The sequence below is a fragment of the Rhizobium sp. BK602 genome, assembly GCF_014195095.1.
In the GTDB taxonomy this organism is placed as follows: domain Bacteria; phylum Pseudomonadota; class Alphaproteobacteria; order Rhizobiales; family Rhizobiaceae; genus Rhizobium.
On sequence record NZ_JACIBC010000002.1, the window covers coordinates 622,755 to 644,899 of the forward strand.

A 22,145-nucleotide genomic window follows, 5' to 3' on the forward strand; every position below is an offset into this window, starting at 1 on the left:
CGCTTCAGCGCCGGCTGACGACGCGCAACTCGCGGATCGGGCTGGCCCTGGGACCGAAGAGCGGTGCGTCGCGCTTCTGTTCCGGCGGCAGGTAGGTGTAGCTGTCGGCACGGCGCCAGGCTTCGACGCGCGCATGGCTCTCCTCGGCATCGATGTCATCCAGGACAAGCCAGGCGCGGCTGACGCTGCCATGGCGTTCGGCCAGCTGCGGATAGAAGCGCTCCAGCGCGTAGACGGCATCGGCAAAGCCCATGCCGAGGCTCACCAGCGTCAGCGCCAGTTGCTGGCCGGACGTATCGAGCATGATGCGCTCGGCGAGCCAGCGGCTGGATGACAGCGCATCGGCGAGCGTGGCGGCGAACTGCTGCGCCTCGCGCTCGCGGGCGAACCGCACCAGCAGGGCCTCCTGCGCGTCGGAGAGATTGCGCAGACCGAGCCGGTCGGTGTCGTCCCTGGCGAGATGGCGGGCGATCTGCTTGATCTTCTGCCGCAGGACCTCCTCGCGGGCCAGTCGTTCGGCCTCGGGATCGGGAATGCTTGCCGTGAGATCGAGCGCGGCCGTTGGCTGGGCCGCTGCCGTCTCGGCTATGGTCATGCCGCGTTCGGGCTCCGCCTGATGCAGGCTGACGAGGGCATCGATGACCTTCGGAGAGAGCGAGGAACGGCGAACGATGGCTTTTGCATGCGCCGCACCCTGGGTGCGGGCGATGGTGATCAGCGTGTCGTCGTCGATCGCCTGCGAGCTGGTCAGAAACGGCGCGGCGATGGCGATCGGTTGACAGCCGATGAAGAGGGCGACGGCCTGCGGCACGGTCGGGCATTGCGAAAGCGCTGCAACCGCCTGGCGCTTTGCTTCGTCGCTCGATGCCTGGAAGAGGGGCGTAAAGAGCTCGGCAAACTGACGCAGCTCCGACTTGGATGGATGGTTCATGCCTTCGAAGCTGGTGACCGTTGCCATCAGGACCACATCCTTCTTGCGGACGGTCGCTGGCTCTTCCAGATCTCGAAATCGGTCACGCACGCCAACACCCATACTGATACGCGAAACAAAGAACGGGAGCCGGATCGCCGGGCCTATCCGCGAACCTTCTTCCGCCGAGCCGAGATGCGCTTTGATCTTGCGCGCCCGCTGCTGTGGGTGCCGGAAGGGTCGTAGGCAGTCCTGATCAGGCTTTGTTGGAAGAGTAAGGCGTGCAGGGTTAACGCTTGGTGAAAACTTTATTAAAATCCAAATAAAAACTGCGCGTTAGACTTGCGGCGGCTTTCGGCGGGATTTGTTGCGGATCGCCTTGATAGCCTTGCCCGCAGCCGGCCTGCCGTCACATTCCAAGGCGATGTGGTGTTTGGCGCTTTTCAACCTATGGGAGATTTGTCGCCGATGTTGGCGGATCGACGGCGGAGGTTCTCTCCGTGGACGTCCGTCAAAGCCCCTTGTGCTCGCGCAATGCCATGAGCAGCTTCTCGGAGGTGTTGTATCCGGATTGAAACAGGCCGAGCGCCGCCGTTGCCGCGAACTGGGCCTCGGTGCTCCTGATGTCTATCCTCTTCTCAAGGCACCATCTATCGAGCGCGCCCCGCAGCACGGTGACGTCTTCGGGAGAGAAGAAGGAATTGGCCGTCGTTGACATTGCCCGCCCTCTATTTCGCCCGTTACATTACGTTAATTTTTCGTTACCGCAAATAATATTTGCGTGACGCTTTTCTGCAACGAGCGGCCGCCATGAAAATTCATGGAAATCCGGCTCAGATTGATTAATAGTATGATTTTTCAATGTTTTACAGCCTATGCGCTTCATATATTTTTTATATCGCATATGAAACCAAATTCAGCCCTTCCGCGTTTATCAGCCACGATGCCACGCATGCTCGCGGCAGGGCGTGGCAATGATTAGCATTCTGTTAACCACAGTATGTCTGAATTCGGGTGAAAACGGCGATTTGCATAGTTTGGTCGCATGATGGTTCGCATGGAAGCCACAGTTCGGCGTCCATGTCACGGTGTCCAGGAAATACCGTGAGAAGGCGTGCATCTCCTTTGTCGGCTCCGCGGGTGCGGAAAGATCGAAGGGCACGCTAGCCCGCACGAATGGCGGGCAGGGTGAAATCAGTCGCAAGTTCATCCGTCTCAGGTTGTAAATGGAGACGAGAATGGCAAAGATCATATCCCTTTCGGACCGACGATCGCGGTTACCGCGGCGCGTCCCGAAGGAGCCGGCCGAAGCGAAGATTCTTCTCTTCACCGGCGTGCGCTATGAGCGCCTTGAGGTCGACTCCCATCGTCCGGGAGCAGGACCCCAGCGGGCAAAGGGCAAATAGCCCGCATATAGGTCGGCCTGTCCAGCCGGCATCACGCCGCCAGAGCGGCCCCGGTTTCGCGGCTCGAACCACGATATGCCGGCGGTCAGCCGCTCGGCTTTCTTCAGCCCTTCGATTTGATCGTCATTGCCCGTCGAACGCATCGCAGCCGGCTTCCGACAGGAAGTTCCGGGCGGCATCGTCGAAGCTTGCCTCGGGCGCCATGGTGCGCAACACGACATAACCTTCGGCGCGCGGCACCTCGACGAGGATCGATTGCGTGAGCGACGGCGGCAGCGCCTTGCGGATGCCGGTCAGCTGGATCGGCGAGGCGAGCAGCAGGTCGAGCATGCCGCCGACAGAGGTGCGGTCGCTCATGCTGAACACCTCGTTGGAGGCGGCGTCGTAGACGGACAGCGACCAGAACGGCACCTGGCCCTTGGCGGTCAGGCGGATCGGCTGCGTTCCGATATCGAAGGCGCAGACAGCGGTGCGGATATAGGGATCGCTGTTGGAAAGCCCGGCATCGTCATCCTTGTCGTCAAGCGTATAGAAATGGTTCTCGTCGCCCTCGTCCTCGATGCGGGTATAGGCGTCGCGGTCGGAAAAATGCGGCAGGGACAGGATGATGATCAGATGCAGCAGCGCAGCGCCGAGCAATCCGGTCAGGATGGCGAAGACGGTCCTAAACATGGCCGCACCCGATTTTCTCGAGCTTCGGCATCGACAGGTCGACCAGGCCGGAATTGCCGGCGGCCGGTGTGTCGAGCAGCGTCCACACCAGCCGGACATTGCCGGAAGCCGGCAGCGCCAGCCAGTTGCCGGCTTGCGCCTCCGGCGAAACGGTGATGACGAAGCTTGAATCGGGATTGCGCAGCACCACCCAGGAATTGATCGCCGAGGGCCTGCCCGGCAACGCCTGTAACGGTTCGCCGTCATTGCCGGCGATGAACAGCGTCCACAGCCGCGCCGGCGGCGTCTGCCCGCTGATGCGATAGGTGCAGCCGGCCGTCAGCCGCCCGCCGCCGTCATCCTCGGAGGCGGTGAAGGACAGCCCCTCCGCCGTGCCGTAGAGCAAGCGGCCGGCGCGGGCGCGATGTGACTTGGCGTAAGGGTCGGCATCCGCCGTGTGCATGTCCGGAAATGCCTGCCAAGCACCGAGCTTGATCGCACCGAAACCCGATGTCGCATCCAGCGCGAAAATCGTGAACACGATCCCGCCGCCAAAGGCGAGCACCAGCGAAAGCGCAACAAGAAGGGGAACCCGGAACACCCTAAGATCGTCCTTATGACCAATCAGGTGGCGATTTATCCCTGATTCTGACGGCAGGGGAAAGGGTTAGTCGGTTGATTGCTGTCGTTGCGACGTGAAATACAGGCCCATCACGCATTGCGTTATGCCGCCGGCCCGGCTTATTCCGCCGTCGCCACCTTCTGTGTGGCAAGGGGCGCGGCGGTCTTCAGCTTCTCGCCGAGATCGCGCAGGATCTTGGTGGAATCCACCGATAGCGAGCGCGGACGGATGAGTGGCGGCAGGGTGTTTTCCGGCGTATCGGCCGGTTTTTTGGCGGCGACCGTCTGCGGCTTCTGCGCCGGGAATGGATTGTCGAGGCCGGGGATCGGCTTCAGCACGATGCCTTGATGGGCATAGTCCATGATCTTCTTAAAGGTCATGGCCGGCAGCGTACCGCCCGTCATGTTGTTGGTGGAAGTGTAGTCGTCGTTGCCGAACCAGACGGCGCAGGTGTAGTTGCCGCTGAAGCCGATGAACCAGGCGTCGCGATAGGCCTGCGTCGTGCCGGTCTTGCCGCCGACGAGGATGCCGCGGTCGAGCGCCGCCCTGCGGCCCGTGCCGGCGAGCGGGATCTGGATCAGCATCTGGTTCATATAGGCCGTCGCCTGTTCGGTCAGGACGCGCTTGGCCGGCGGCTCGTCGTGACTGAAATCATAAAGCACCTTGCCGTCATAGCCGACGATCTGCCCGATGCCATGGCGGCGGGACTGCAGGCCGTCGGCCGGGAAGACGGCATAGGCCGTCGCCTGGTCGAGCACAGTCACTTCCGATGTGCCGATCGGAATGGTCTTGTCGTTGCGGATCGGCGTTTCCACGCCCATGGCCTTGGCCATGTCGCGGATTGGCTGGATGCCAAACTTCTCCTTGGCGAGGCGTACCGGGATGGTGTTGATCGATTGTGCGATCGCTGTCGTCAGCGTCACCTTCCCGGCGTAGCGGTTTTCATAGTTGTGCGGGCTCCAGTTGCCCCAGGTGATCGGCGCATCGACGATGGTGGAGGTCGGCGTCATGCCCTTCTCCATTGCGACGGAATAGGTGTAGATCTTGAAGGAGGAGCCCGGCTGGCGCAGTGCCTTGGTGGCACGGTTGAACTGGCTCTCGCCGTAATCCCGGCCGCCGACCATGGCACGCACCGCGCCGCCGTTTTCGATGACGACCGTGGCGCCCTGCTTGGCATGATACCGCTCGCCATATTCCATCAGGCTGGATTCGACCGAATCCTCCGCCGCCTTCTGCAGCCCCATGTCGATGGTCGTGCGCACGATCAGGGACCGCTCGGGGAAACGCGCGGCCAGCCGCTGCACTTCGTCGAAGGCCCAGTCGAGGAAGAAATCCGGGGACTCGATCTGGGCGCGGTCGACGACGGAAGCGGGGTTGCGCCGCGCGGCGATCACCTGTCCCTCGGTCATCAGCCCGCTCTGCACGAGATTGGAAAGCACGTCGTTGGCACGGGCGCGGGCGGCCGGCAGGTTGACATGCGGCGCATATTTCGCCGGCGCCTTGAACAGCCCCGCCAGCATCGCCGCCTCGGCGAGATTGACGTCGCTGATGTTCTTCCCGAAGTAGAATTGCGCCGCCGCCGCCGCGCCGAAGGTGCCGCCGCCCATATAGGTGCGGTCGAGATAGAGGCTGAGGATTTCCTTCTTGGAAAGATTGGCTTCCAGCCAGATGGCAAGGAAGGCCTCCTTGATCTTGCGGTCGATCGAGCGCTCGTTGCTGAGGAAGATATTCTTGGCGAGCTGCTGCGTCAGCGTCGAGCCGCCCTGGACGACGCCGCCGGCCTGGGCATTGACCGTCAGTGCCCGGAACAGGCCGATGACGTCGATGCCGAAATGGTCGAAGAAACGCCTATCCTCGGTCGCCAGCACCGCCTTGACGAAATAGTCGGGCAGCTGGTCCACAGGCACCGAATTTTCATGGATGATGCCGCGATGGCCGATGACGTTGCCGTAACGGTCAAGGAAGGTGACGGCGAAATTGCCGCGATTGCGCCAGTCGCCCTGCGTCGCCTCGAAAGCCGGCATGGCGAGCATCAGCATCACCACCGAGCCAGCCGTGCCGAGCGTCAGTCCTTCCCCGAGCAGCTCGAAAAATATGCGCTTCCAGCCGCGGGTGCGGAAGCGGCGAAAGAAGATGGTGATGTCTTCCCAAAGTTCGCCGAGACGAAAACCGGCGTTCCAAAGCGTGGAATCGATCCAGGAATCGATGCGCAGCAGGATATGCCGCTTCCGGCGCGGGCGGTTCTCCGCCTGGCCATCCGGCTGCGCGTCGGGCTTGGTCTCCGGCCCGTTTTCCTGGTTGGATGGGTCTTCCACGCTTTACTTCCCGACCACAATGCCTCGATTGCGTATTCCCTTGGGAGACGCAAAGCCTATCCTGTCATAGAATGGCACATTGAATAATTGGTTGATTTAGGGAAAAGAACAAGAGACATGCATGCCGCAGCCGGCTTTCCCGTGTCGGCGGCAGGATGAAGATGATGGACGAAATACCTTTCTGGAAGAAGAAGACGCTGGTTGAGATGAGTGCCTCCGAATGGGAGAGCCTCTGCGACGGCTGCGGGCTCTGTTGTCTCAACAAGCTGGAGGATTGGGATAGCGGCGATGTCTATTTCACCTCGGTCCGCTGCAAGCTGATGGATGGCGAGAGCTGTCGATGCACCAGCTATCCGAACCGCTGGGATTTCGTGCCCGATTGCGTGCAGCTGACGCCGGAGAAGGTTCCCGAACTGGCATGGTTGCCGCCGACTTGCGCCTATCGTCTCGTCGAGGAAGGCCGCGATCTCTATTGGTGGCATCCGCTGGTATCGGGCGATCCGGAGACCGTCCATATCGCCCGCGCCTCGGCGCGCGGCCGCACGATCAGCGAGGAGGATGTCTCCGTCGACGATTTCGAGGATTATGTCGTCGACTGGCCGCTGACGGTGGAAGACGACATGGAGGCTAATCCTCCGGCGGGGCGATAGATTTCGGCGCCACGTTGCGCCATGCCTGCCGCACCAGCGCATATATCGTGTTCTCACCGGCAACTGAGTGGAAAACCCGCGTCCAGCCTTTCGCTCCCCAGCCGCCTGGCACGGCAAGGACATGGTCCGGCGCGGTTGCCAGCGCCATCTGCTGCTGATCGGGTGTCAGCTTGACGACGCAGAAATCCGGACTGGGAAGGGCCAGGTAAATCTTGCCGCGAACGCGAAAATCCCGATTGCCGAAATGCGAGCTTTCCATCGCTTCCGGCAGGCTGAGCGCAAAGGCAACAAGCTCATCATCGGTCATGGCGTCAAAGCATAGCATGCGGGGACGTTGCGGGGGAGGTGACGTTTTCCCGGACACGCTGCGACGAAACGGCAGGCTGCCCGAGGGCTGAGCGTCGTTGAATTGACCGGATACGCATGATATCGCGCTGTGCTTTCGCAATGCACAGGGAGCCTCCGCGTGATCCGCCACATCGTTTTCTTCACCGTTCCCGACCGCGCCAATCTGGAGGAAGTCCGGTCCGGATTGTCGATCCTGACGGCCATTCCGCATGCGCGCCTGCTGGAGATCGGCACGAATGTGAAGACGGATCAGCTTGGCACGGACATCGATCTGGTCGTCTACGGCGAATTCGACGACGAGGCGGCATTGGCCGCCTACAAGGCGCATCCGAACTATCAGCTTTCGATCGAGCGTGTCCGCCCGCTGCGGGAGCTACGGATCGCGGCGGACTATGAGACCACGGCGGCGGTGCGCGAGCCGGCTTAAACGCAATCAATCCGGTTGGTTGGATCTTTGGGCGGAATCAATTTCGCCACGAGCGGATTCTGCGCATGAAGATCATGACTCAACCTCTCACCTCCTCGACTCAACGTCTGAAGGCATGACGGCAAGCGATTCAAAAGACTCAAGGAACCCTTCGCGTCTTACCTTCGCAAAACGCTTGAAGGCCGGTTGCATCGGCCGCGACGCGCCGTCGGTCATGACGACGCCTATGAGAAAATGATAATCAAGAAAGATTAAAAATGACTGAGTTTTTCCCAAGCCGTGGATTTGTTTCGGAACGTTGAAAGGGAAAAATATCGGCGCCGTCAGCCGATTTGTGGTGCGCCGGGGCCCAAGGCGGATTCGGCCGGTCACCGGCTGTCGCGCGGCGACGTCAGTGCTAACAAATCCAATCAACACAATGGCTTAAAGGGAAAGAAAATCTCGCCGCACGTTTTGCGGGTGGAAAATTACCGCCCATTCATTTGCCATTCAGACGCGTTTGGGTACATATTTGCTCAAGTTAATGTCCCCATGGGAAGTCTGGAGCATGGCATCATTTCTAAGCATAGCAGCAGCGGCGGCGCTCATGGCCGGCTCGACTGTTCTGCCGACGCCGGCCCCGACAACGACCTTGGTGGCGCGTGCGAACAGCGATTGCAGCGAGGCGGCGGCCGAAGTTGTCGCCAAAACCGGAGGGCAGCTTCTCTCCGCGCAGCCCTCGGGCGATAGCTGCGTCATAACCGTCCTTGTTCAGGGCAACGGTCAGCGGCCGCGCAAGGTGACCATGAAAGTGCCGATGTAGGCGCAAAGACCGTCGTCGCCACATGCAGGGAACACTCTAACACTTTGAATCTCACGCAAAATCTTATGGCCAAGTGATTCCACTTGAATCAGATTTGCAGTACTGCTTCTCGAACCGGGGAAATTGGGTCGAAATATGCGCATCCTCATTGTCGAAGACGATGTCAATCTGAACCGCCAGCTTGCCGACGCCTTGAAGGAAGCGGGTTACGTGGTCGATACCGCCTTCGATGGCGAGGAGGGGCATTTTCTCGGCGATACCGAGCCTTATGACGCAATCATCCTCGATATCGGCCTGCCGGAAATGGACGGGATCACCGTGCTCGAGAAATGGCGCGGCGCGGGCCGGGGAACGCCGGTGCTGATCCTGACGGCGCGCGACCGTTGGAGCGACAAGGTCGCAGGCATCGACGCCGGCGCCGACGACTATGTCGCTAAGCCCTTCCATGTCGAGGAAGTGCTTGCCCGCATCCGGGCGCTGATCCGCCGTGCCGCCGGCCATTCCTCCTCCGAGATCGTCTGCGGCCCGGTGCGCCTCGACACCAAGAGCTCGAAGGCGACGGTCGATGGCAAGCCGCTGAAGCTCACCTCGCATGAATATCGCCTGCTCGCCTATCTCATGCACCACAAGGGCGAGGTCGTGTCGCGCACCGAGCTGGTCGAGCATATGTACGATCAGGATTTCGACCGCGATTCCAACACGATCGAAGTCTTCGTCGGCCGCCTGCGCAAGAAGATGGGCGTCGACCTGATCGAGACCGTCCGCGGCCTCGGCTATCGCATCCAAGCGCCGACCAATGCGAATTAAGTCGCTCACCGCCCGCGTCCTGTTGTTGACCACACTCTGGTCCGCCGTGGCGCTGGTGGTGATCGGCCTTGTCATCTCGAATATCTATCGCAAGAGCGCCGAGCGCGGCTTTCAGGACCTTCTGAGGGCGCAGCTCTACAACGTCATCAACTCCGTCACGATCGGCGATCAGGGGGCGCTGTCGGGCAGCCCGCAGCTCGGCGACCTGCGCTTTGCCCAGCCGAAGACCGGCTGGTACTGGATGGTCGAGCCGCTCGGCACCTATACGGCGACGCCCTTGGTCTCGCCCTCGCTCGGGGCTGCGACCTTGCCCGTCCTCTCGGTGCTGGAAGCGCCCTTCGACAAGAATTACGAGCGCTATTACATCGTCACCGACGCTTCCGGAAACCGTGTGCAGGTGGCCGAGACCGAAGTCGTGCTGGATACGGATGGCCGCGCGGCGCGCTTCCGCGTCACCGGCAATGTCGCCGTGGTGGAGGACGATGTCCGCAATTTCTCCCACAGTCTCTATTTCGCGCTCGTCGGCTTCGGCGTCGGCAGCCTCGTCGTCAATGCGCTCGCCATTCTCTATGGCCTGAAGCCGCTCGACAAGGCACGCGCCGCGCTGGAGCGCATCCGCGCCGGCGAAAGCGAGCGGCTGCAGGGGGATTTCCCGCGTGAGATCCTGCCGCTCGCCAACGAGGTCAATGCGCTGATCGAGAGCAACCGCCGTATCGTCGAGCGAGCCCGCATGCAGGTCGGCAATCTCGCCCATTCGCTGAAGACGCCGATCGCCGTCCTGCTCAACGAATCCCGCGTGCTGGAACGTTCGCATGGCGATCTGGTCAAGAACCAGGCCGAGGTCATGCAGGGGCAGGTGCAGTCCTATCTCAACCGCGCCCGCATCGCGGCGCAGCGCGAATCCGTACTTGCCCGCACGGAGGCGGAGCCGGCGCTGGAGCGTCTGGTCCGCGTCATGCGGCGTCTGAATACCGACAAGGAATTCGAGCTTTCCGTGACGCCGCATCTGGCGCTCGCCATGGAGCAGCAGGATCTGGAGGAGACGGTCGGCAACCTTCTGGAAAATGCCGCCCGCTTCGCCGAGCATAAGATCCGCATCGCCGCCAACGAGGCGCCCACCGACGTCAAGGGCATCGATCCGGCCCGGCGCCACTGGGTGGAGCTGGTGGTCGAGGATGACGGGCCGGGCCTCGAGCCCGATCAGATCCGCGAGGCGATGAAGCGCGGCCGCAGGCTGGACGAAAGCAAGCCGGGCACCGGCCTCGGGCTTTCGATCGTCAGCGAGATCACCAACGAATATCAGGGACGCTTCGAGCTGTCCCGCGGCGCCCGCGGCGGCCTCCGGGCCAGCCTCATTCTACCGGGGGTGACAAAGGATGTTGCGTGACGGACGGCATGATGCCAAAAAGACGTGCCGCGTCATGATGATGCTGCATTGCAGTACCTCTGGTTTTGCTCTTTGATACTGGTTCGGTTGTATGAAGCTTCGTACCTTTTTCCTGATCGTGCCTTCCCTTTTTGCTGTGATCGGCCTGTCCTCCTGCTCGACATCGAGCGGCAAGATCGGCGGCGTCAGTTTCCTGTCCACTGCCAAGCCGCCGGCTTCGACGCCGTACATCGCGGCCTTGGAAGGGGGGATTGTCGGCCGCACCGACGTGAAGCTCAGCGACAATGATCAACGGCGGGCGCTGGAAGCGGAATATCGGGCGCTGGAAACCGCGCCGCTCGGCATGCCCGTCGTCTGGTCGGGCAGCAATGTCAGCGGTGAAGTCGTGGCAGCCGCTCCCTATCAGGTGGGTTCGCAGAACTGCCGCCAGTATCGGCACACGGTCACCGTCGACGGCAAGCAGACCCAGGCACGGGGCGCTGCCTGCCGCAATGACGACGGCACCTGGTCGCCGCTGAACTAGAATTCCGTCCGTCTGAAAAGCGCGGCCAAACGCCTCAAATCTTCGTCAACCGGGCTTTGACGGTTGGAATAAGCGCCCGGTTAAAGTATTGGGCGTCTATGCTGTTCTGGATTCTCGTGGCCGTTCTGACGGCCGTTGTCGGTGCCGTCCTGCTCTATCCTCTTTTGCGCGGAGCAAATGCGGTTGACGATGGTCGCGCCGGGGAGGCGGCGGTCTATCGCGATCAGCTTCGCGAACTGGACCGGGATCTTGCCGGCGGTCTGATCTCCACCGAGGAGGCCGGCTATGCCCGCGCCGAGATCGGCCGGCGCCTGCTTGCCGTTTCCACCGACACACTGGACAGGGCGAAAGCGCCGGGATCCGGCCATTATCGCCTTTCGCAGGCCTTCATCATCCTCGTTCTGCCTGCCATCGGTCTCTGTCTTTATCTCGCCAAGGGCACGCCCGGACTGCCCGCGCAGCCCTTGCAGGCGCGTCTCGAGCAACCCGGCAACGATCTCGCCATTTCCATTGTCAAGGTCGAGCAGCATCTGGCGCAGAATCCCGATGACGGCAAGGGCTGGGAGGTGCTGGCGCCGATCTATCTCAAGACCAACCGCATCGCCGACGCGGAACTGGCCTACCGCAACGTCATCCGCCTGCTTGGCCCCAGCGCCGAGCGCTTCGGCAGCCTGGGCGAGGCGCAGGTCCTGAAGGCGGGCGGTATCGTTACGGCGGAGGCGCGCAGCAGCATGCAGCAGTCCCTGGCGCTCGATGCGAACAATCCCCGCGCGCTCTTCTATCTGGCACTGGCACTTGAACAGGACGGCAAGACGGCGGAAGCGAGAGCCGCCTTCGACGCACTGGCGAAACAATCGCCACCCGAAGCGCCCTGGATGATCGCGGTCAACGATCATATCGCCAAGAACAGCCCCGACGATACCGGCGCCGGCGGAATGGTCAATCCCAAGGCCCCGGGCAATCCCACCGCCGAGGAGGTCGCCGCCGCCGATGCCATGAGCAGCGGCGATCGCCAGCAGATGATCCGCGGCATGGTCGAGAGCCTGGATGCCAAGCTCAAGGACGATCCGAAAAATGTCGATGGCTGGCTGCGGCTGATCCGCTCCTATGCGGTCCTGAACGACAGGGATCGCGCCGCCGATGCGCTGAAGCGCGGTCTTGCCGTATTCCCCGCCGATGGCGGCGAAGGCCAGCAGCTCCTGGCGCTGGCAAGGGAGCTCGGGCTGCCGATGGAGGAGACGCAGCAATGACCCGCAAGCAGAAACGTCTGGCGGTCATCGCCGGTGGCATGGGGTTCATCGCTGCCGCCGTGCTGCTCGTCCTCTTCGCCTTCAGCCAATCGGTCGCCTATTTCTATATGCCGTCCGATCTTGCGAAGACGCCGGTCGGCGCGGGAACCTTGATCCGCCTCGGCGGTCTCGTCGGCGAGGGCAGCATCGTGCGCGGCCAGGGGACCGAGGTCCAGTTCTCGGTCACCGACGGCGGCGATGCGGTCAAGGTCCGGTTCAACGGTATCCTGCCCGATCTCTTCCGCGAGGGGCAGGGGGTGGTCGCCGAAGGCAAGTTCGAGCCGGGCAGCGATGTCTTCGTTGCCGACAGCGTGCTTGCCAAGCATGATGAGCGCTATATGCCGAAGCAGGTGGCCGACAGGCTGAAGGCGGATGGCGTCTGGAAAGGCGAGGAAGCAGGCCAATGATCATCGAGCTTGGACATTATGCGCTGGTGCTGGCGCTCGCGACGGCGCTGATCGTCTCGATCATTCCGGCCGTCGGCGCGCGCCGGGGCGATCTCGCGATGATGGATGTCGCGCCGGTCGGCGTCGTCGTCCTGTTCGCCCTGGTCGCCTTTTCCTTCGCGGTGCTGACCTACGCCTATGTCGCCTCCGATTTTTCCGTGCTGAACGTCTGGGAGAATTCCCATTCGCTGATGCCGCTGATCTTCAAGATCTCCGGCGTCTGGGGCAATCACGAGGGATCGATGATGCTCTGGCTGCTGATCCTGGCGCTGTTCAGCGCGCTGGTCGCGCTGTTCGGGCGGAACCTGCCGGATACGCTGCGCGCCAATGTGCTCGCGGTCCAGTCCTGGATTTCGGCGGCTTTCCTGGTCTTCATCCTCCTGACCTCAAATCCCTTCACCCGCCTCGACCCGGCGCCCGCCGAGGGCAAGGATCTCAATCCGGTGCTGCAGGATATCGGCCTGGCGATCCACCCGCCGCTGCTCTACCTCGGCTATGTCGGCTTCTCCGTCTGCTTCTCCTTTGCCGTCGCCGCTTTGCTCGAAGGCCGTATCGATGCCGCCTGGGCGCGCTGGGTCCGCCCGTGGACGTTGGCCGCCTGGACCTTCCTGACGCTCGGCATCGCCATGGGTTCCTATTGGGCCTATTACGAGCTCGGCTGGGGCGGCTGGTGGTTCTGGGACCCGGTGGAGAACGCCTCCTTCATGCCCTGGCTCGCCGGCACGGCGCTCTTGCATTCCGCGCTCGTCATGGAAAAGCGCGACGCGCTGAAAATCTGGACGGTGCTGCTGGCGATCCTGACCTTCTCGCTGTCGCTGCTCGGCACCTTCCTCGTGCGCTCCGGCGTGCTGACCTCGGTCCATTCCTTCGCCAGCGATCCGACACGCGGCATCTTCATTCTCTGCATCCTCCTGATCTTCATCGGCGGCGCGCTGTCGCTCTTCGCCTTTCGTGCGCCCCGGCTTGCTGCCGGCGGCCTGTTCGCGCCGATCTCGCGCGAGGGCGCGCTGGTGTTGAACAATCTCATCCTGACGGTCGCCTGCGGCACCGTGCTGACGGGCACGCTCTATCCGCTGGCGCTGGAGACCTTGACCGGCGACAAGATTTCCGTCGGCCCGCCCTTCTTCAACATGACCTTCGGCCTGCTGATGGCGCCGATCCTGATCGCGGTGCCCTTCGGGCCGCTGCTCGCCTGGAAGCGCGGCGATCTGCTCGGCGCGCTGCAGCGGCTCTATGTGGTGGCCGGTCTTGCCCTGATCGCCGGCCTCATCCTGTTCTATGTCCGCCATGGCGGCCCGGTTCTGGCCGTTCTCGGCCTTGCCGCCGGCTTCTTTCTGGTTTTCGGCGCGGTCGCAGACCTCTGGTATCGCGCCGGTATCGGCAAGGTGGTGGGCAACGTCGCCTGGCGCCGCCTGAGCGGCCTGCCGCGCTCCACTTTCGGAACGGCGCTTGCCCATGCCGGCCTCGGCGTCACCGTGCTCGGCATCGTGGCCGTCACCACCTTCGAGACCGAGAACATTACCAATATGAAGCCGGGCGAAACTGCCGCGCTCGGCGGCTACAGCCTGCGTTTCGACGGCACAAAGCCGGGCGTCGGCCCGAATTTCACCGAGGATCGCGCCCATTTCACCGTCAGCCGCGGCGGCGTCGCGGTGGCGGAAGTTTCCTCCTCCAAGCGCGTCTTCACCGCCAATCGCACGGCGACGACGGAGGCGGGCATCCTGACTCTGGGCCTCAGCCAGCTTTACGTCTCCCTCGGTGATCCCACCAACGCCGGCGGCATGGTGGTGCGCATCTGGTGGAAGCCGTTCATTCTCTGCATCTGGGGTGGTGCCGTCATCATGGCGTTCGGCGGTTTCGTCTCGCTCAGCGACCGCCGCCTGCGCGTCGGCGCGCCGAGTCGCAGGGCAAAGCCGGCCCGCCCGGCGATGGAGCCGGCGGAATGAACGGGTCGAGTGACACTTCCTTCTCCCCTCGGGGAGAAGGTGGCCCGAAGGGTCGGATGAGGGGGTGGCGCGGCATGGTCCGTGTAACCTCACGGTGCAACGCCCCCTCAATCCGTGCTACGCGCGGCCTTCTCCCCATGGGGGAGAAGGTAAAAGCGGTCCTGCGCTTGCTTCTCGTCTCTGTCCCCTTGCTGGCTCCGCTCACCGCCTTCGCCGTCAATCCGGACGAGGTGCTGCCCGATCCGGCCATGGAGGCTCGGGCGCGGACGATCTCGGCGGAACTGCGCTGCATGGTCTGCCAGAACCAGTCGATCGACGATTCCAATGCCGATCTCGCCCGCGATCTGCGCCTTCTCGTGCGCAAGCGCCTGACCAATGGCGACAGCAACCAGCAGGTGCTGGATTACATCGTCTCCCGCTACGGCGAGTTCGTGCTCTTGAAGCCGCGGCTCAGCGAGAAGACCCTTCTGCTCTGGGCCGCGCCGATCGCGCTTTTCATCCTCGGTGGCCTCGCGCTCGTCGTCTACGCCCGGCGCCGCGCCGGGCGGCCGACGGGGACGCCGCTGACATCCGAGGAGGAAAAGCGGCTGAACGAGATTCTTGGCAAGTAACAGTGCGTCGGCTGTCCCTTCCTGGCAGGATTTTCCTACATTACCAATTTTTCATGGGTCGGACAGTTCGCCGTAAGGTCCGAAGCCCTATATCATGTTCCATGAGCTTCATCGCCGGCCCAGCCGGTGAGAGAAAATCGGACGAGAGAAGAAAAGGTAACTCGCATATGTTCAGGAATATCAAGGACACCCTGTCCCGTAGCACTGCTATGAAAGCTTCTGTCGTCGCCGGTCTTGCTGTCGCTGCTCTTGCCACCGGTGTTCCGGGCGAGATCAGCCGCTCCTATGCCGAGGCCGTCAATGTACAGGCTCCGCAGGTCCCGAGCTTCGCCAATGTCGTCGACGCCGTATCCCCGGCCGTCGTTTCCGTTCGCGTCGAATCCCGCGTCAATCCGGTCGCCGATGATGACGATTCCTTCGGCCTCGGCCGTGGCTTCGACGAGCTGCCGGACGATCATCCGCTGAAGAAATTCTTCAAGCAGTTCGAACAGCAGCAGGGCCGCAACCAGCAGAAGAACCAGCCGGACAGCAAGGGCCGTCTGCGCCCGGTTGCCCAGGGCTCCGGCTTCTTCATCTCCGAAGACGGCTATCTCGTCACCAACAATCACGTCGTGTCCGACGGTGCTGCCTTCGTCGTCGTCCTCAATGACGGCACCGAGCTCGATGCCAAGCTGGTCGGCAAGGACCCGCGCACCGACCTCGCCGTGCTGAAGGTCGATGGCAAGGGCAAGAAGTTCACCTATGTCAACTGGGCCGATGACGACAAGGTTCGCGTCGGCGACTGGGTCGTTGCCGTCGGCAACCCCTTCGGCCTCGGCGGCACGGTCACGGCCGGTATCGTCTCGGCGCGCGGTCGCGATATCGGTTCCGGCCCCTATGACGACTTCATCCAGGTCGACGCGGCCGTGAACCGCGGCAATTCCGGCGGCCCGACCTTCAACCTCAACGGCCAGGTGGTCGGCATCAACACCGCCATCTTCTCGCCGTCGGGCGGCAGCGTCGGCATCGCTTTCGCGATCCCCGCAGACACCGCCAAGAATGTCGTCGCCGATCTGATCAAGTCCGGCACAGTCTCTCGCGGCTGGCTCGGCGTGCAGATCCAGCCGGTCACCAAGGATATCGCCGAATCCCTCGGCCTGTCCGAGCCGAGCGGCGCGCTCGTCGTTTCCCCGCAGGATGGCTCTCCGGGCCAGAAGGCCGGCATCAAGAACGGCGACGTCGTGACCGCCGTCAATGGCGAGCCGGTCAAGGACCCGCGCGATCTCGCCCGCCGCATCGGCGCGATGCAGCCGGGCTCCAAGGTCGACGTCTCGATCTGGCGCGATGGCAAGGCCCAGTCGGTCACCGTCGAGCTCGGTACGCTGCCGGTCGATCAGAACCAGGCTTCGAACGACGGCAATTCGCAGCCGGCACAGCCGCAGCAGCCGTCTTCGGAAAAGGCGCTGGCGGATCTCGGCCTGACGATCGGCCCGTCCGATGACGGCAAGGGCGTCGCGATCACCGGCGTCGATCCGGACTCGGATGCCGCCGACAAGGGCGTGAAGGAAGGCGAGAAGATCACCTCGGTCAACAACCAGCAGGTCTCGAGCGCCGGCGATATCGCCAAGGTCATCGAACAGGCGAAGAAGGATGGCCGCACCCGCGCGCTGTTCCAGATCCAGTCCGGCGACGGCAGCCGCTTCGTTGCCCTGCCGATCACCGCCGGCTGATTTTCGGCCGACCGAATGAATTGAGAGCCGCGCAGGCCACGGCTTGCGCGGCTCTTTTGTTTCCAGAGTCCCGGACCATGTCCGGGACAGAGCTCAACCGATGAACGATAGTCAGGGCGGGTAGAAGATGACAACCGCAGGCCAACATGCTGTGAACTCTTCCGATTCCGGTTGTGCCGAGGCGCTCCCGGCGGGTAATGTTGCCCACATGAAGATTTTGATTATCGAAGACGATCTGGAGGCGGCCGCCTATCTCACCAAGGCGTTCCGCGAGGCCGGCATTGTCGCCGACCATGCGAGCGATGGCGAGAGCGGGCTCTTCATGGGCACGGAGAATGCCTATGATGTTGCCATCATCGACCGCATGCTGCCGCGCCGCGATGGCCTTTCCGTCATCAGCGAGCTGCGCCGCAAGGGCGTGCATACGCCGGTTCTCATTCTCTCCGCCCTCGGCCAGGTCGACGACCGCGTCACCGGCCTTCGCGCCGGCGGCGACGATTATCTGCCGAAGCCCTATGCGTTCAGCGAATTGCTTGCCCGCGTCGAAGTCCTCGGCCGCCGCAAGGGCACGCCGGAACAGGATGTGCTCTATCGCGTCGGCGATCTGGAGCTTGACCGGCTGTCGCATGAGGTTCGCCGCGGCGGCAAGGAAATCCCGCTGCAGCCGCGCGAGTTCCGCCTGCTCGAATATCTGATGAAGAATGCCGGCCAGGTGGTCACCCGCACCATGCTGCTCGAAAACGTTTGGGATTACCATTTCGATCCGCAGACGAACGTGATCGACGTTCACGTCTCACGCCTGCGTTCCAAGATCGAGAAGGACTTCAGCCAGCCGCTGCTGAAGACCATTCGTGGCGCCGGCTACATGATCAAGGACGAGGGATGAGCCGCTTCCGCGTCCTCTTCAAGTCCACCGCAGTCCGCCTGTCCGCTCTCTATATCCTGCTCTTCGCGCTCTGCGCCGCCACGCTCGTCTTCTATGTCACGGCCATGTCGGAGCGATTGCTGACTGGGCAGATCCGCGATGCCGTGCAGCAGGAGGTCAATCAGGTCAAGCGCGCCTATGATGTCGGCGGCCTGAACCTGCTGCTGCGCACCATGGAGCGCCGCGCCCGCCAGCCCGGCGCCAATCTCTATGTCATCGCCAGTCCCTCCGGCGATATTCTTGCCGGCAACGTCGCCTCGGTGCAGCCCGGCGTTCTCGGCGAATCCGGCTGGACCGAACTGCCCTTCACCTATGAGCGTTATACGGATGCCGGTCCCGACCCGGAGCGGCGGCATCTCGCGATCGCCAATATCTTTCTCCTCGACAACGGCCTGCGCATCCTGATCGGCCGCGACCTTGGCGAGCCGGAACGTTTCCGGGTGCTGGTGCGGCAGGCCCTCATGCTGGCTCTGGCGATCATGGGTCTGGGCGCGCTGGTCATCTGGTTCGGCATTGGCCGCAACGCGCTGAAGCGTATCGACCGCATGACGGATGCCAGCCGCAAGATCATGGCCGGCGATCTCTCGCAGCGCCTGCCGATCGGCGGCTCCGGCGACGAGTTCGACCGCATGTCGATCTCGCTCAACACCATGCTGGAGCGGATCGAGAAGCTGAACGAGGGGCTGAGGCAGGTCTCCGACAACATCGCGCATGATCTGAAGACCCCGCTGACGCGGCTTCGCAACAAGGCGGCAGATGCGCTCGACCATGCCGACAGCGACGGCCGTCGCGTGGCGCTGGAAGGCATTATCGGCGAATCCGACCAGTTGATCCGCACCTTCAATGCGCTGCTGATGATCTCCCGCGTCGAGGCCGGCTCCGTTGCCGCCGAGATGACCGGCGTCGATCTGTCCTCCATTGTCGCCGATACCGCCGAGCTCTACGAGCCGGTCGCCGAGGAGGCGGGGCTCAGCCTGACCGCCGAGATCGAGCCCGATGTCGAGGTGCAGGGCAATCGCGAGCTGATTGGCCAGGCGATCTTCAATCTGATCGACAATGCCGTCAAATATGCCTCCGGCTGCCCCGGCAAGCAGGCGGTGGAGCTGAAATTGTCGCGCACGCCCGATGCCGTGCATCTCGCCGTTGCCGACCATGGCCCGGGCGTTCCCGCCCATCAGCGGACCGAAGTGATCAAGCGCTTCTTCCGCCTGGATGCCAGCCGCTCCAAGCCCGGCACCGGTCTTGGCCTTGCCCTGGTGGAGGCCGTCATGGAGCTCCACGGCGGCCGGCTGGAGCTTTCCGATACCGATCCGGCAAGCGAGGAGGCACGCGGATTGACGGTCACCATGATCTTCCCCATGCAGAAACAATAGACTAATCCTGCTCCATCGGATTGCTATTGGGGAGAATTGCATGACGACGGATGGCGATTGGCTGCGGAATGTTCCGCCGGGGCGGCTGCGCCCGCTCAATCAGGCGGAGCTGAAGGCGGCGCTCGCCGATCTCAAGGATATCGCCAGGTCGGAACCGGCCATTGCAGCACTTCTGGACGGCGACGGCCCCTTGCGTGATTTCATCGTGGCGGCGCTGACGCTGTCGCCGCATCTGCGCGAAACCGCCAATCTCGATCCGGCGCTGCTCGTCGCAGCCATCGAGAAACCGCTGTCGCCGCAGATCGAAATGCTGGTGGCAGAAGCCCGCCGCGCCTGGTTGCCGGTCGAGGGAGAGGCGTCGTCTCCTTCGGAATCGGACGTGATGAGCCGCCTGCGCGTCGCCAAGCGCCGTGCCGCCTTCCTGATCGCGCTTGCCGATCTCGCTCGCATCTTCGATGGACGGCAGACGACGCGCTGGCTGAGCCTGCTCGCCGAAGCCTCGATTTCGGCGGCGGTCGACCATCTGCTGCTGTCCTCGCACGAGGCCGGCAAGGTCACGCTTGCCGATCCCGCCGAGCCGAGCCGTGGCTCCGGGCTCATCGTTCTCGGCATGGGCAAGCTTGGCGCCGGGGAGCTGAACTATTCCTCGGATATCGATCTGGTGGTCTTCTTCGACGACACGGCCGGCATCGTCGCCAATCCCGATGACGCCATCGATATCTTTCCGCGCCTGATGCGCCGGCTCGTGCGTATCCTCCAGGAGCGCACCGCCGACGGTTATGTCTTCCGCACCGATCTGCGCCTGCGCCCCGATCCCGGCTCGACGCCGCTTGCCATCCCCGTCGACGCCGCCATGATCTATTACGAGGGCAGGGGGCAGAACTGGGAACGCGCCGCCTTCATCAAGGCCCGCGCCGTGGGGGGCGACATCGCCGCCGGCCAGGCCTTCATCCGCGATCTCGTGCCCTTCGTCTTCCGCAAATATCTCGACTATGCGGCGATCTCGGACATTCATTCGATCAAGCGGCAGATCCATGCGCATAAGGGGCATGGCGCGATCGCGGTCAAGGGTCATAACGTCAAGCTGGGCCGTGGCGGCATTCGCGAGATCGAGTTCTTCGTGCAGACGCAGCAGCTCATCGCCGGCGGCCGCATGCCGGCGCTGCGCAGCCGCGCCACCGAAGAAACACTGGCGGGGCTGACCGAGGCGAAGTGGATCGATGCGGAAACGCGCGACGAGCTGACCGAGGCCTACTGGTTCCTGCGCGATGTCGAGCATCGCATCCAGATGGTGCGCGACGAGCAGACGCATCTTCTGCCCGAAACGGATGGCGAGCTGAAGCGTATCGCTTTTATGATGGGCTTTGCCGATATCTCCAGCTTTTCCGAGGCGCTGGTCGCCACACTGAAGGCCGTCGAGCGGCGCTATGCCCGCCTGTTCGAACAGGAGGCGAGACTTTCGGCCGGCACCGGCAATCTCGTCTTTACCGGTCAGGGCGACGATCCCGATACGCTGGAGACCCTGCGCCGCCTCGGCTTCGAGCGCCCCTCCGACATTTCCCGCGTCATTCGCACATGGCATTACGGCCGCTATCGCGCCACGCAATCCGTCGAGGCGCGCGAACGGCTGACCGAATTGACGCCGGAGTTGCTGCGCGTCTTCGGCGAGAGCAAGCGGGCCGACGAGGCGCTGCTGCGCTTCGACAGCTTCATCTCCGGCCTGCCCGCCGGCATCCAGCTCTTTTCGCTGCTGAGCACCAATCCGGCGCTGCTTTCCCTCATCGTCAACATCATGTCGTCGGCGCCGCGGCTTGCCGAGATCATCGCCGCCAAGCCGCATGTCTTCGACGGCATGCTCGACCCCGGCCTGATGGCCGAGCTACCGACGCGCGATTATCTCGCCGAGCGTATCAGCAGCTTCCTCGTGCCGGCCCGGCACTATGAGGAGGTGCTGGACCGGCTACGCATCTTCGCCTCCGAGCAGCGCTTCCTGATCGGCATTCGCCTGCTGACCGGCGCGATCGGCGGTGCCATGGCGGCGCGCGCCTTCACCTATCTCGCCGATCTGATCGTCGAGGCGGCGTTGAACGCAGTCTTGAAGGAGATCCGGGCGGCGCATGGCGATTTTCCGGGCGGCCGCGTCGCCATCGTCGGCATGGGCAAGCTCGGCAGCTTCGAGCTGACCGCCGGCTCGGACATCGATATCATCCTGCTCTACGATTACGACGATACGGCTGCCGAATCCTCGGGCGAGAAGCCGCTGGACGCGACGCGTTACTTCACCCGCATCACGCAGCGCCTGATCGCCGCGCTATCGGCGCCGACAGCGGAGGGCGTGCTCTACGAGGTCGACATGCGGCTCCGTCCCTCCGGCAACAAGGGCCCGGTCGCGACCCGCATCAATTCCTTCGAGAAATATCAGCGCGAGGAGGCCTGGACCTGGGAGCATATGGCGCTGTCGCGCGCCCGGCTCCTCTGCGGCGACGAGGAACTGGTGCTGAATGCCGAGCGGATCATCGGCGAGGTGCTCTCGACAAAGCGCGATATCGCCAGGATCGCCAAGGATGTCGCGGAGATGCGCGAGCTGATCGAACAGGAAAAACCGCCCGAGAGCATCTGGGATATGAAGCTCGTGTCCGGCGGGTTGGTTGATATCGAATTCATCGCGCAATATCTGAGATTGATCGCGCCGGCGCGCGGCGTCGGCATCGACGCCAATGGGCTCAGCACCGGCGAGGCGCTGAAGTTGCTGGGCGCCAGCCTGATGGATCGCAACGATCTGGACCTGTGCCTGGAAGCGCTGCATCTCTACACGGAGCTGTCGCAATTGATCCGGCTCTGCGTCGACGGTCCGTTCGATCCGGCCAAGGCTCCGTCCGGCCTGATCGAACTCGTCTGCCGCGCCGGCGACTGCCCTGATATCCGCACGCTGGAGGCTGAGCTGAAACGGCTGTCGAAAGCGGTGCGGAAGATCTTCCAGTCGGTCGTGAAAGCCTGA

At 63.1% G+C, this 22,145-nt stretch carries 20 protein-coding genes; 14 read left to right on the forward strand and 6 right to left on the reverse strand.

Annotated elements, in window-relative coordinates; translation table 11 throughout:
* Window positions 1–4: 4 nt before the first annotated feature.
* The 5 genes from FHX11_RS08615 to FHX11_RS08635 all read right to left on the reverse strand — a co-directional run bounded on the left by FHX11_RS08615 (window position 5) and on the right by FHX11_RS08635 (window position 5,904).
* Entirely contained in the window at window positions 5–1,021 is a 1,017-nt protein-coding gene (locus FHX11_RS08615; RefSeq protein WP_348649689.1) for a DUF2336 domain-containing protein, read from the reverse strand.
* Between the two features lie 400 nt (window positions 1,022–1,421).
* The gene (locus FHX11_RS08620; protein WP_184356996.1) at window positions 1,422–1,628 is read right to left on the reverse strand and encodes a hypothetical protein; all 207 of its coding nucleotides are present in this window, start codon (window positions 1,626–1,628) and stop codon (window positions 1,422–1,424) included.
* 811 nt (window positions 1,629–2,439) lie between these two features.
* The gene (locus FHX11_RS08625; RefSeq protein ID WP_184356998.1) at window positions 2,440–2,988 is read right to left on the reverse strand and encodes a DUF1254 domain-containing protein; all 549 of its coding nucleotides are present in this window, start codon (window positions 2,986–2,988) and stop codon (window positions 2,440–2,442) included.
* A complete protein-coding gene (locus tag FHX11_RS08630) occupies window positions 2,981–3,568 on the reverse strand; it encodes a DUF1214 domain-containing protein (protein ID WP_184357000.1) in 588 nt (195 codons plus the stop codon). Before FHX11_RS08630 ends, FHX11_RS08625 begins: the two co-directional genes overlap by 8 nt.
* A 140-nt stretch (window positions 3,569–3,708) precedes the next feature.
* The gene (locus tag FHX11_RS08635; protein WP_184357002.1) at window positions 3,709–5,904 is read right to left on the reverse strand and encodes a PBP1A family penicillin-binding protein; all 2,196 of its coding nucleotides are present in this window, start codon (window positions 5,902–5,904) and stop codon (window positions 3,709–3,711) included.
* Window positions 5,905–6,068: 164 nt separating this feature from the next.
* Between FHX11_RS08635 and FHX11_RS08640 the strand changes: the two genes are divergently transcribed.
* A complete protein-coding gene (locus tag FHX11_RS08640; RefSeq protein ID WP_184357529.1) occupies window positions 6,069–6,554 on the forward strand; it encodes a YcgN family cysteine cluster protein in 486 nt (161 codons plus the stop codon).
* On the opposite strand, the gene FHX11_RS08645 is transcribed toward FHX11_RS08640, so the two are convergent.
* A complete protein-coding gene (locus FHX11_RS08645; RefSeq protein ID WP_184357004.1) occupies window positions 6,532–6,861 on the reverse strand; it encodes an MmcQ/YjbR family DNA-binding protein in 330 nt (109 codons plus the stop codon). The genes FHX11_RS08640 and FHX11_RS08645 overlap by 23 nt on opposite strands.
* Window positions 6,862–7,020: 159 nt before the next feature.
* Between FHX11_RS08645 and FHX11_RS08650 the strand changes: the two genes are divergently transcribed.
* The 13 genes from FHX11_RS08650 to FHX11_RS08710 all read left to right on the forward strand — a co-directional run bounded on the left by FHX11_RS08650 (window position 7,021) and on the right by FHX11_RS08710 (window position 22,145).
* A complete protein-coding gene (locus FHX11_RS08650; RefSeq protein ID WP_184357006.1) occupies window positions 7,021–7,329 on the forward strand; it encodes a Dabb family protein in 309 nt (102 codons plus the stop codon).
* A 547-nt stretch (window positions 7,330–7,876) separates the two neighbouring features.
* Window positions 7,877–8,131 carry a hypothetical protein gene (locus FHX11_RS08655; protein ID WP_184357008.1) on the forward strand — a complete coding sequence of 85 codons (255 nt, stop codon included), beginning with the start codon at window positions 7,877–7,879 and terminating at the stop codon, window positions 8,129–8,131.
* A gap of 135 nt (window positions 8,132–8,266) precedes the next feature.
* Window positions 8,267–8,938: a response regulator transcription factor gene (locus FHX11_RS08660; RefSeq protein WP_184357010.1), complete on the forward strand. Its 672-nt coding sequence runs from the start codon at window positions 8,267–8,269 to the stop codon at window positions 8,936–8,938.
* Window positions 8,928–10,325 carry a HAMP domain-containing sensor histidine kinase gene (locus tag FHX11_RS08665; RefSeq protein WP_184357012.1) on the forward strand — a complete coding sequence of 466 codons (1,398 nt, stop codon included), beginning with the start codon at window positions 8,928–8,930 and terminating at the stop codon, window positions 10,323–10,325. Before FHX11_RS08660 ends, FHX11_RS08665 begins: the two co-directional genes overlap by 11 nt.
* Before the next feature lie 91 nt (window positions 10,326–10,416).
* The gene (locus tag FHX11_RS08670) at window positions 10,417–10,848 is read left to right on the forward strand and encodes a hypothetical protein (RefSeq protein ID WP_184357014.1); all 432 of its coding nucleotides are present in this window, start codon (window positions 10,417–10,419) and stop codon (window positions 10,846–10,848) included.
* 98 nt (window positions 10,849–10,946) lie between these two features.
* Complete coding sequence (ccmI, locus tag FHX11_RS08675; protein ID WP_184357016.1) at window positions 10,947–12,098, forward strand: c-type cytochrome biogenesis protein CcmI; 1,152 nt, start codon at window positions 10,947–10,949, stop codon at window positions 12,096–12,098.
* Window positions 12,095–12,544, forward strand: coding sequence for a cytochrome c maturation protein CcmE (gene ccmE / locus FHX11_RS08680; protein WP_184357018.1), 450 nt, complete (start codon window positions 12,095–12,097; stop codon window positions 12,542–12,544). Before ccmI ends, ccmE begins: the two co-directional genes overlap by 4 nt.
* Window positions 12,541–14,529 carry a heme lyase CcmF/NrfE family subunit gene (locus FHX11_RS08685; RefSeq protein WP_184357020.1) on the forward strand — a complete coding sequence of 663 codons (1,989 nt, stop codon included), beginning with the start codon at window positions 12,541–12,543 and terminating at the stop codon, window positions 14,527–14,529. The genes ccmE and FHX11_RS08685 overlap by 4 nt, the downstream gene beginning before the upstream one ends.
* A 137-nt stretch (window positions 14,530–14,666) precedes the next feature.
* Window positions 14,667–15,140, forward strand: coding sequence for a cytochrome c-type biogenesis protein (locus FHX11_RS08690; protein ID WP_184357022.1), 474 nt, complete (start codon window positions 14,667–14,669; stop codon window positions 15,138–15,140).
* A 167-nt stretch (window positions 15,141–15,307) separates the two neighbouring features.
* Complete coding sequence (locus FHX11_RS08695; protein WP_184357024.1) at window positions 15,308–16,849, forward strand: Do family serine endopeptidase; 1,542 nt, start codon at window positions 15,308–15,310, stop codon at window positions 16,847–16,849.
* 127 nt (window positions 16,850–16,976) lie between these two features.
* Window positions 16,977–17,735 (forward strand): response regulator transcription factor, encoded by a 759-nt coding sequence (locus tag FHX11_RS08700; RefSeq protein ID WP_184357025.1) that lies wholly within the window; start codon window positions 16,977–16,979, stop codon window positions 17,733–17,735.
* Window positions 17,732–19,147, forward strand: coding sequence for an ATP-binding protein (locus FHX11_RS08705; protein ID WP_184357026.1), 1,416 nt, complete (start codon window positions 17,732–17,734; stop codon window positions 19,145–19,147). The genes FHX11_RS08700 and FHX11_RS08705 overlap by 4 nt, the downstream gene beginning before the upstream one ends.
* A 40-nt stretch (window positions 19,148–19,187) precedes the next feature.
* Entirely contained in the window at window positions 19,188–22,145 is a 2,958-nt protein-coding gene (locus tag FHX11_RS08710) for a bifunctional [glutamine synthetase] adenylyltransferase/[glutamine synthetase]-adenylyl-L-tyrosine phosphorylase (protein ID WP_184357027.1), read from the forward strand.

What these genes read in the sequence shown, in the direction of transcription:
- FHX11_RS08620 (WP_184356996.1), bottom strand. Translation starts at nt 1,628, where the DNA reads ATGTCAACGACGGCCAATTCCTTCTTCTCTCCCGAAGACGTCACCGTG.
- FHX11_RS08625 (WP_184356998.1), bottom strand. Translation starts at nt 2,988, where the DNA reads ATGTTTAGGACCGTCTTCGCCATCCTGACCGGATTGCTCGGCGCTGCG.
- FHX11_RS08640 (WP_184357529.1), top strand. Translation starts at nt 6,069, where the DNA reads ATGGACGAAATACCTTTCTGGAAGAAGAAGACGCTGGTTGAGATGAGT.
- FHX11_RS08645 (WP_184357004.1), bottom strand. Translation starts at nt 6,861, where the DNA reads ATGACCGATGATGAGCTTGTTGCCTTTGCGCTCAGCCTGCCGGAAGCG.
- FHX11_RS08655 (WP_184357008.1), top strand. Translation starts at nt 7,877, where the DNA reads ATGGCATCATTTCTAAGCATAGCAGCAGCGGCGGCGCTCATGGCCGGC.
- FHX11_RS08660 (WP_184357010.1), top strand. Translation starts at nt 8,267, where the DNA reads ATGCGCATCCTCATTGTCGAAGACGATGTCAATCTGAACCGCCAGCTT.
- FHX11_RS08665 (WP_184357012.1), top strand. Translation starts at nt 8,928, where the DNA reads ATGCGAATTAAGTCGCTCACCGCCCGCGTCCTGTTGTTGACCACACTC.
- FHX11_RS08670 (WP_184357014.1), top strand. Translation starts at nt 10,417, where the DNA reads ATGAAGCTTCGTACCTTTTTCCTGATCGTGCCTTCCCTTTTTGCTGTG.
- ccmI (WP_184357016.1), top strand. Translation starts at nt 10,947, where the DNA reads ATGCTGTTCTGGATTCTCGTGGCCGTTCTGACGGCCGTTGTCGGTGCC.
- ccmE (WP_184357018.1), top strand. Translation starts at nt 12,095, where the DNA reads ATGACCCGCAAGCAGAAACGTCTGGCGGTCATCGCCGGTGGCATGGGG.
- FHX11_RS08685 (WP_184357020.1), top strand. Translation starts at nt 12,541, where the DNA reads ATGATCATCGAGCTTGGACATTATGCGCTGGTGCTGGCGCTCGCGACG.
- FHX11_RS08690 (WP_184357022.1), top strand. Translation starts at nt 14,667, where the DNA reads ATGGGGGAGAAGGTAAAAGCGGTCCTGCGCTTGCTTCTCGTCTCTGTC.
- FHX11_RS08695 (WP_184357024.1), top strand. Translation starts at nt 15,308, where the DNA reads ATGTTCAGGAATATCAAGGACACCCTGTCCCGTAGCACTGCTATGAAA.
- FHX11_RS08700 (WP_184357025.1), top strand. Translation starts at nt 16,977, where the DNA reads ATGACAACCGCAGGCCAACATGCTGTGAACTCTTCCGATTCCGGTTGT.
- FHX11_RS08705 (WP_184357026.1), top strand. Translation starts at nt 17,732, where the DNA reads ATGAGCCGCTTCCGCGTCCTCTTCAAGTCCACCGCAGTCCGCCTGTCC.
- FHX11_RS08710 (WP_184357027.1), top strand. Translation starts at nt 19,188, where the DNA reads ATGACGACGGATGGCGATTGGCTGCGGAATGTTCCGCCGGGGCGGCTG.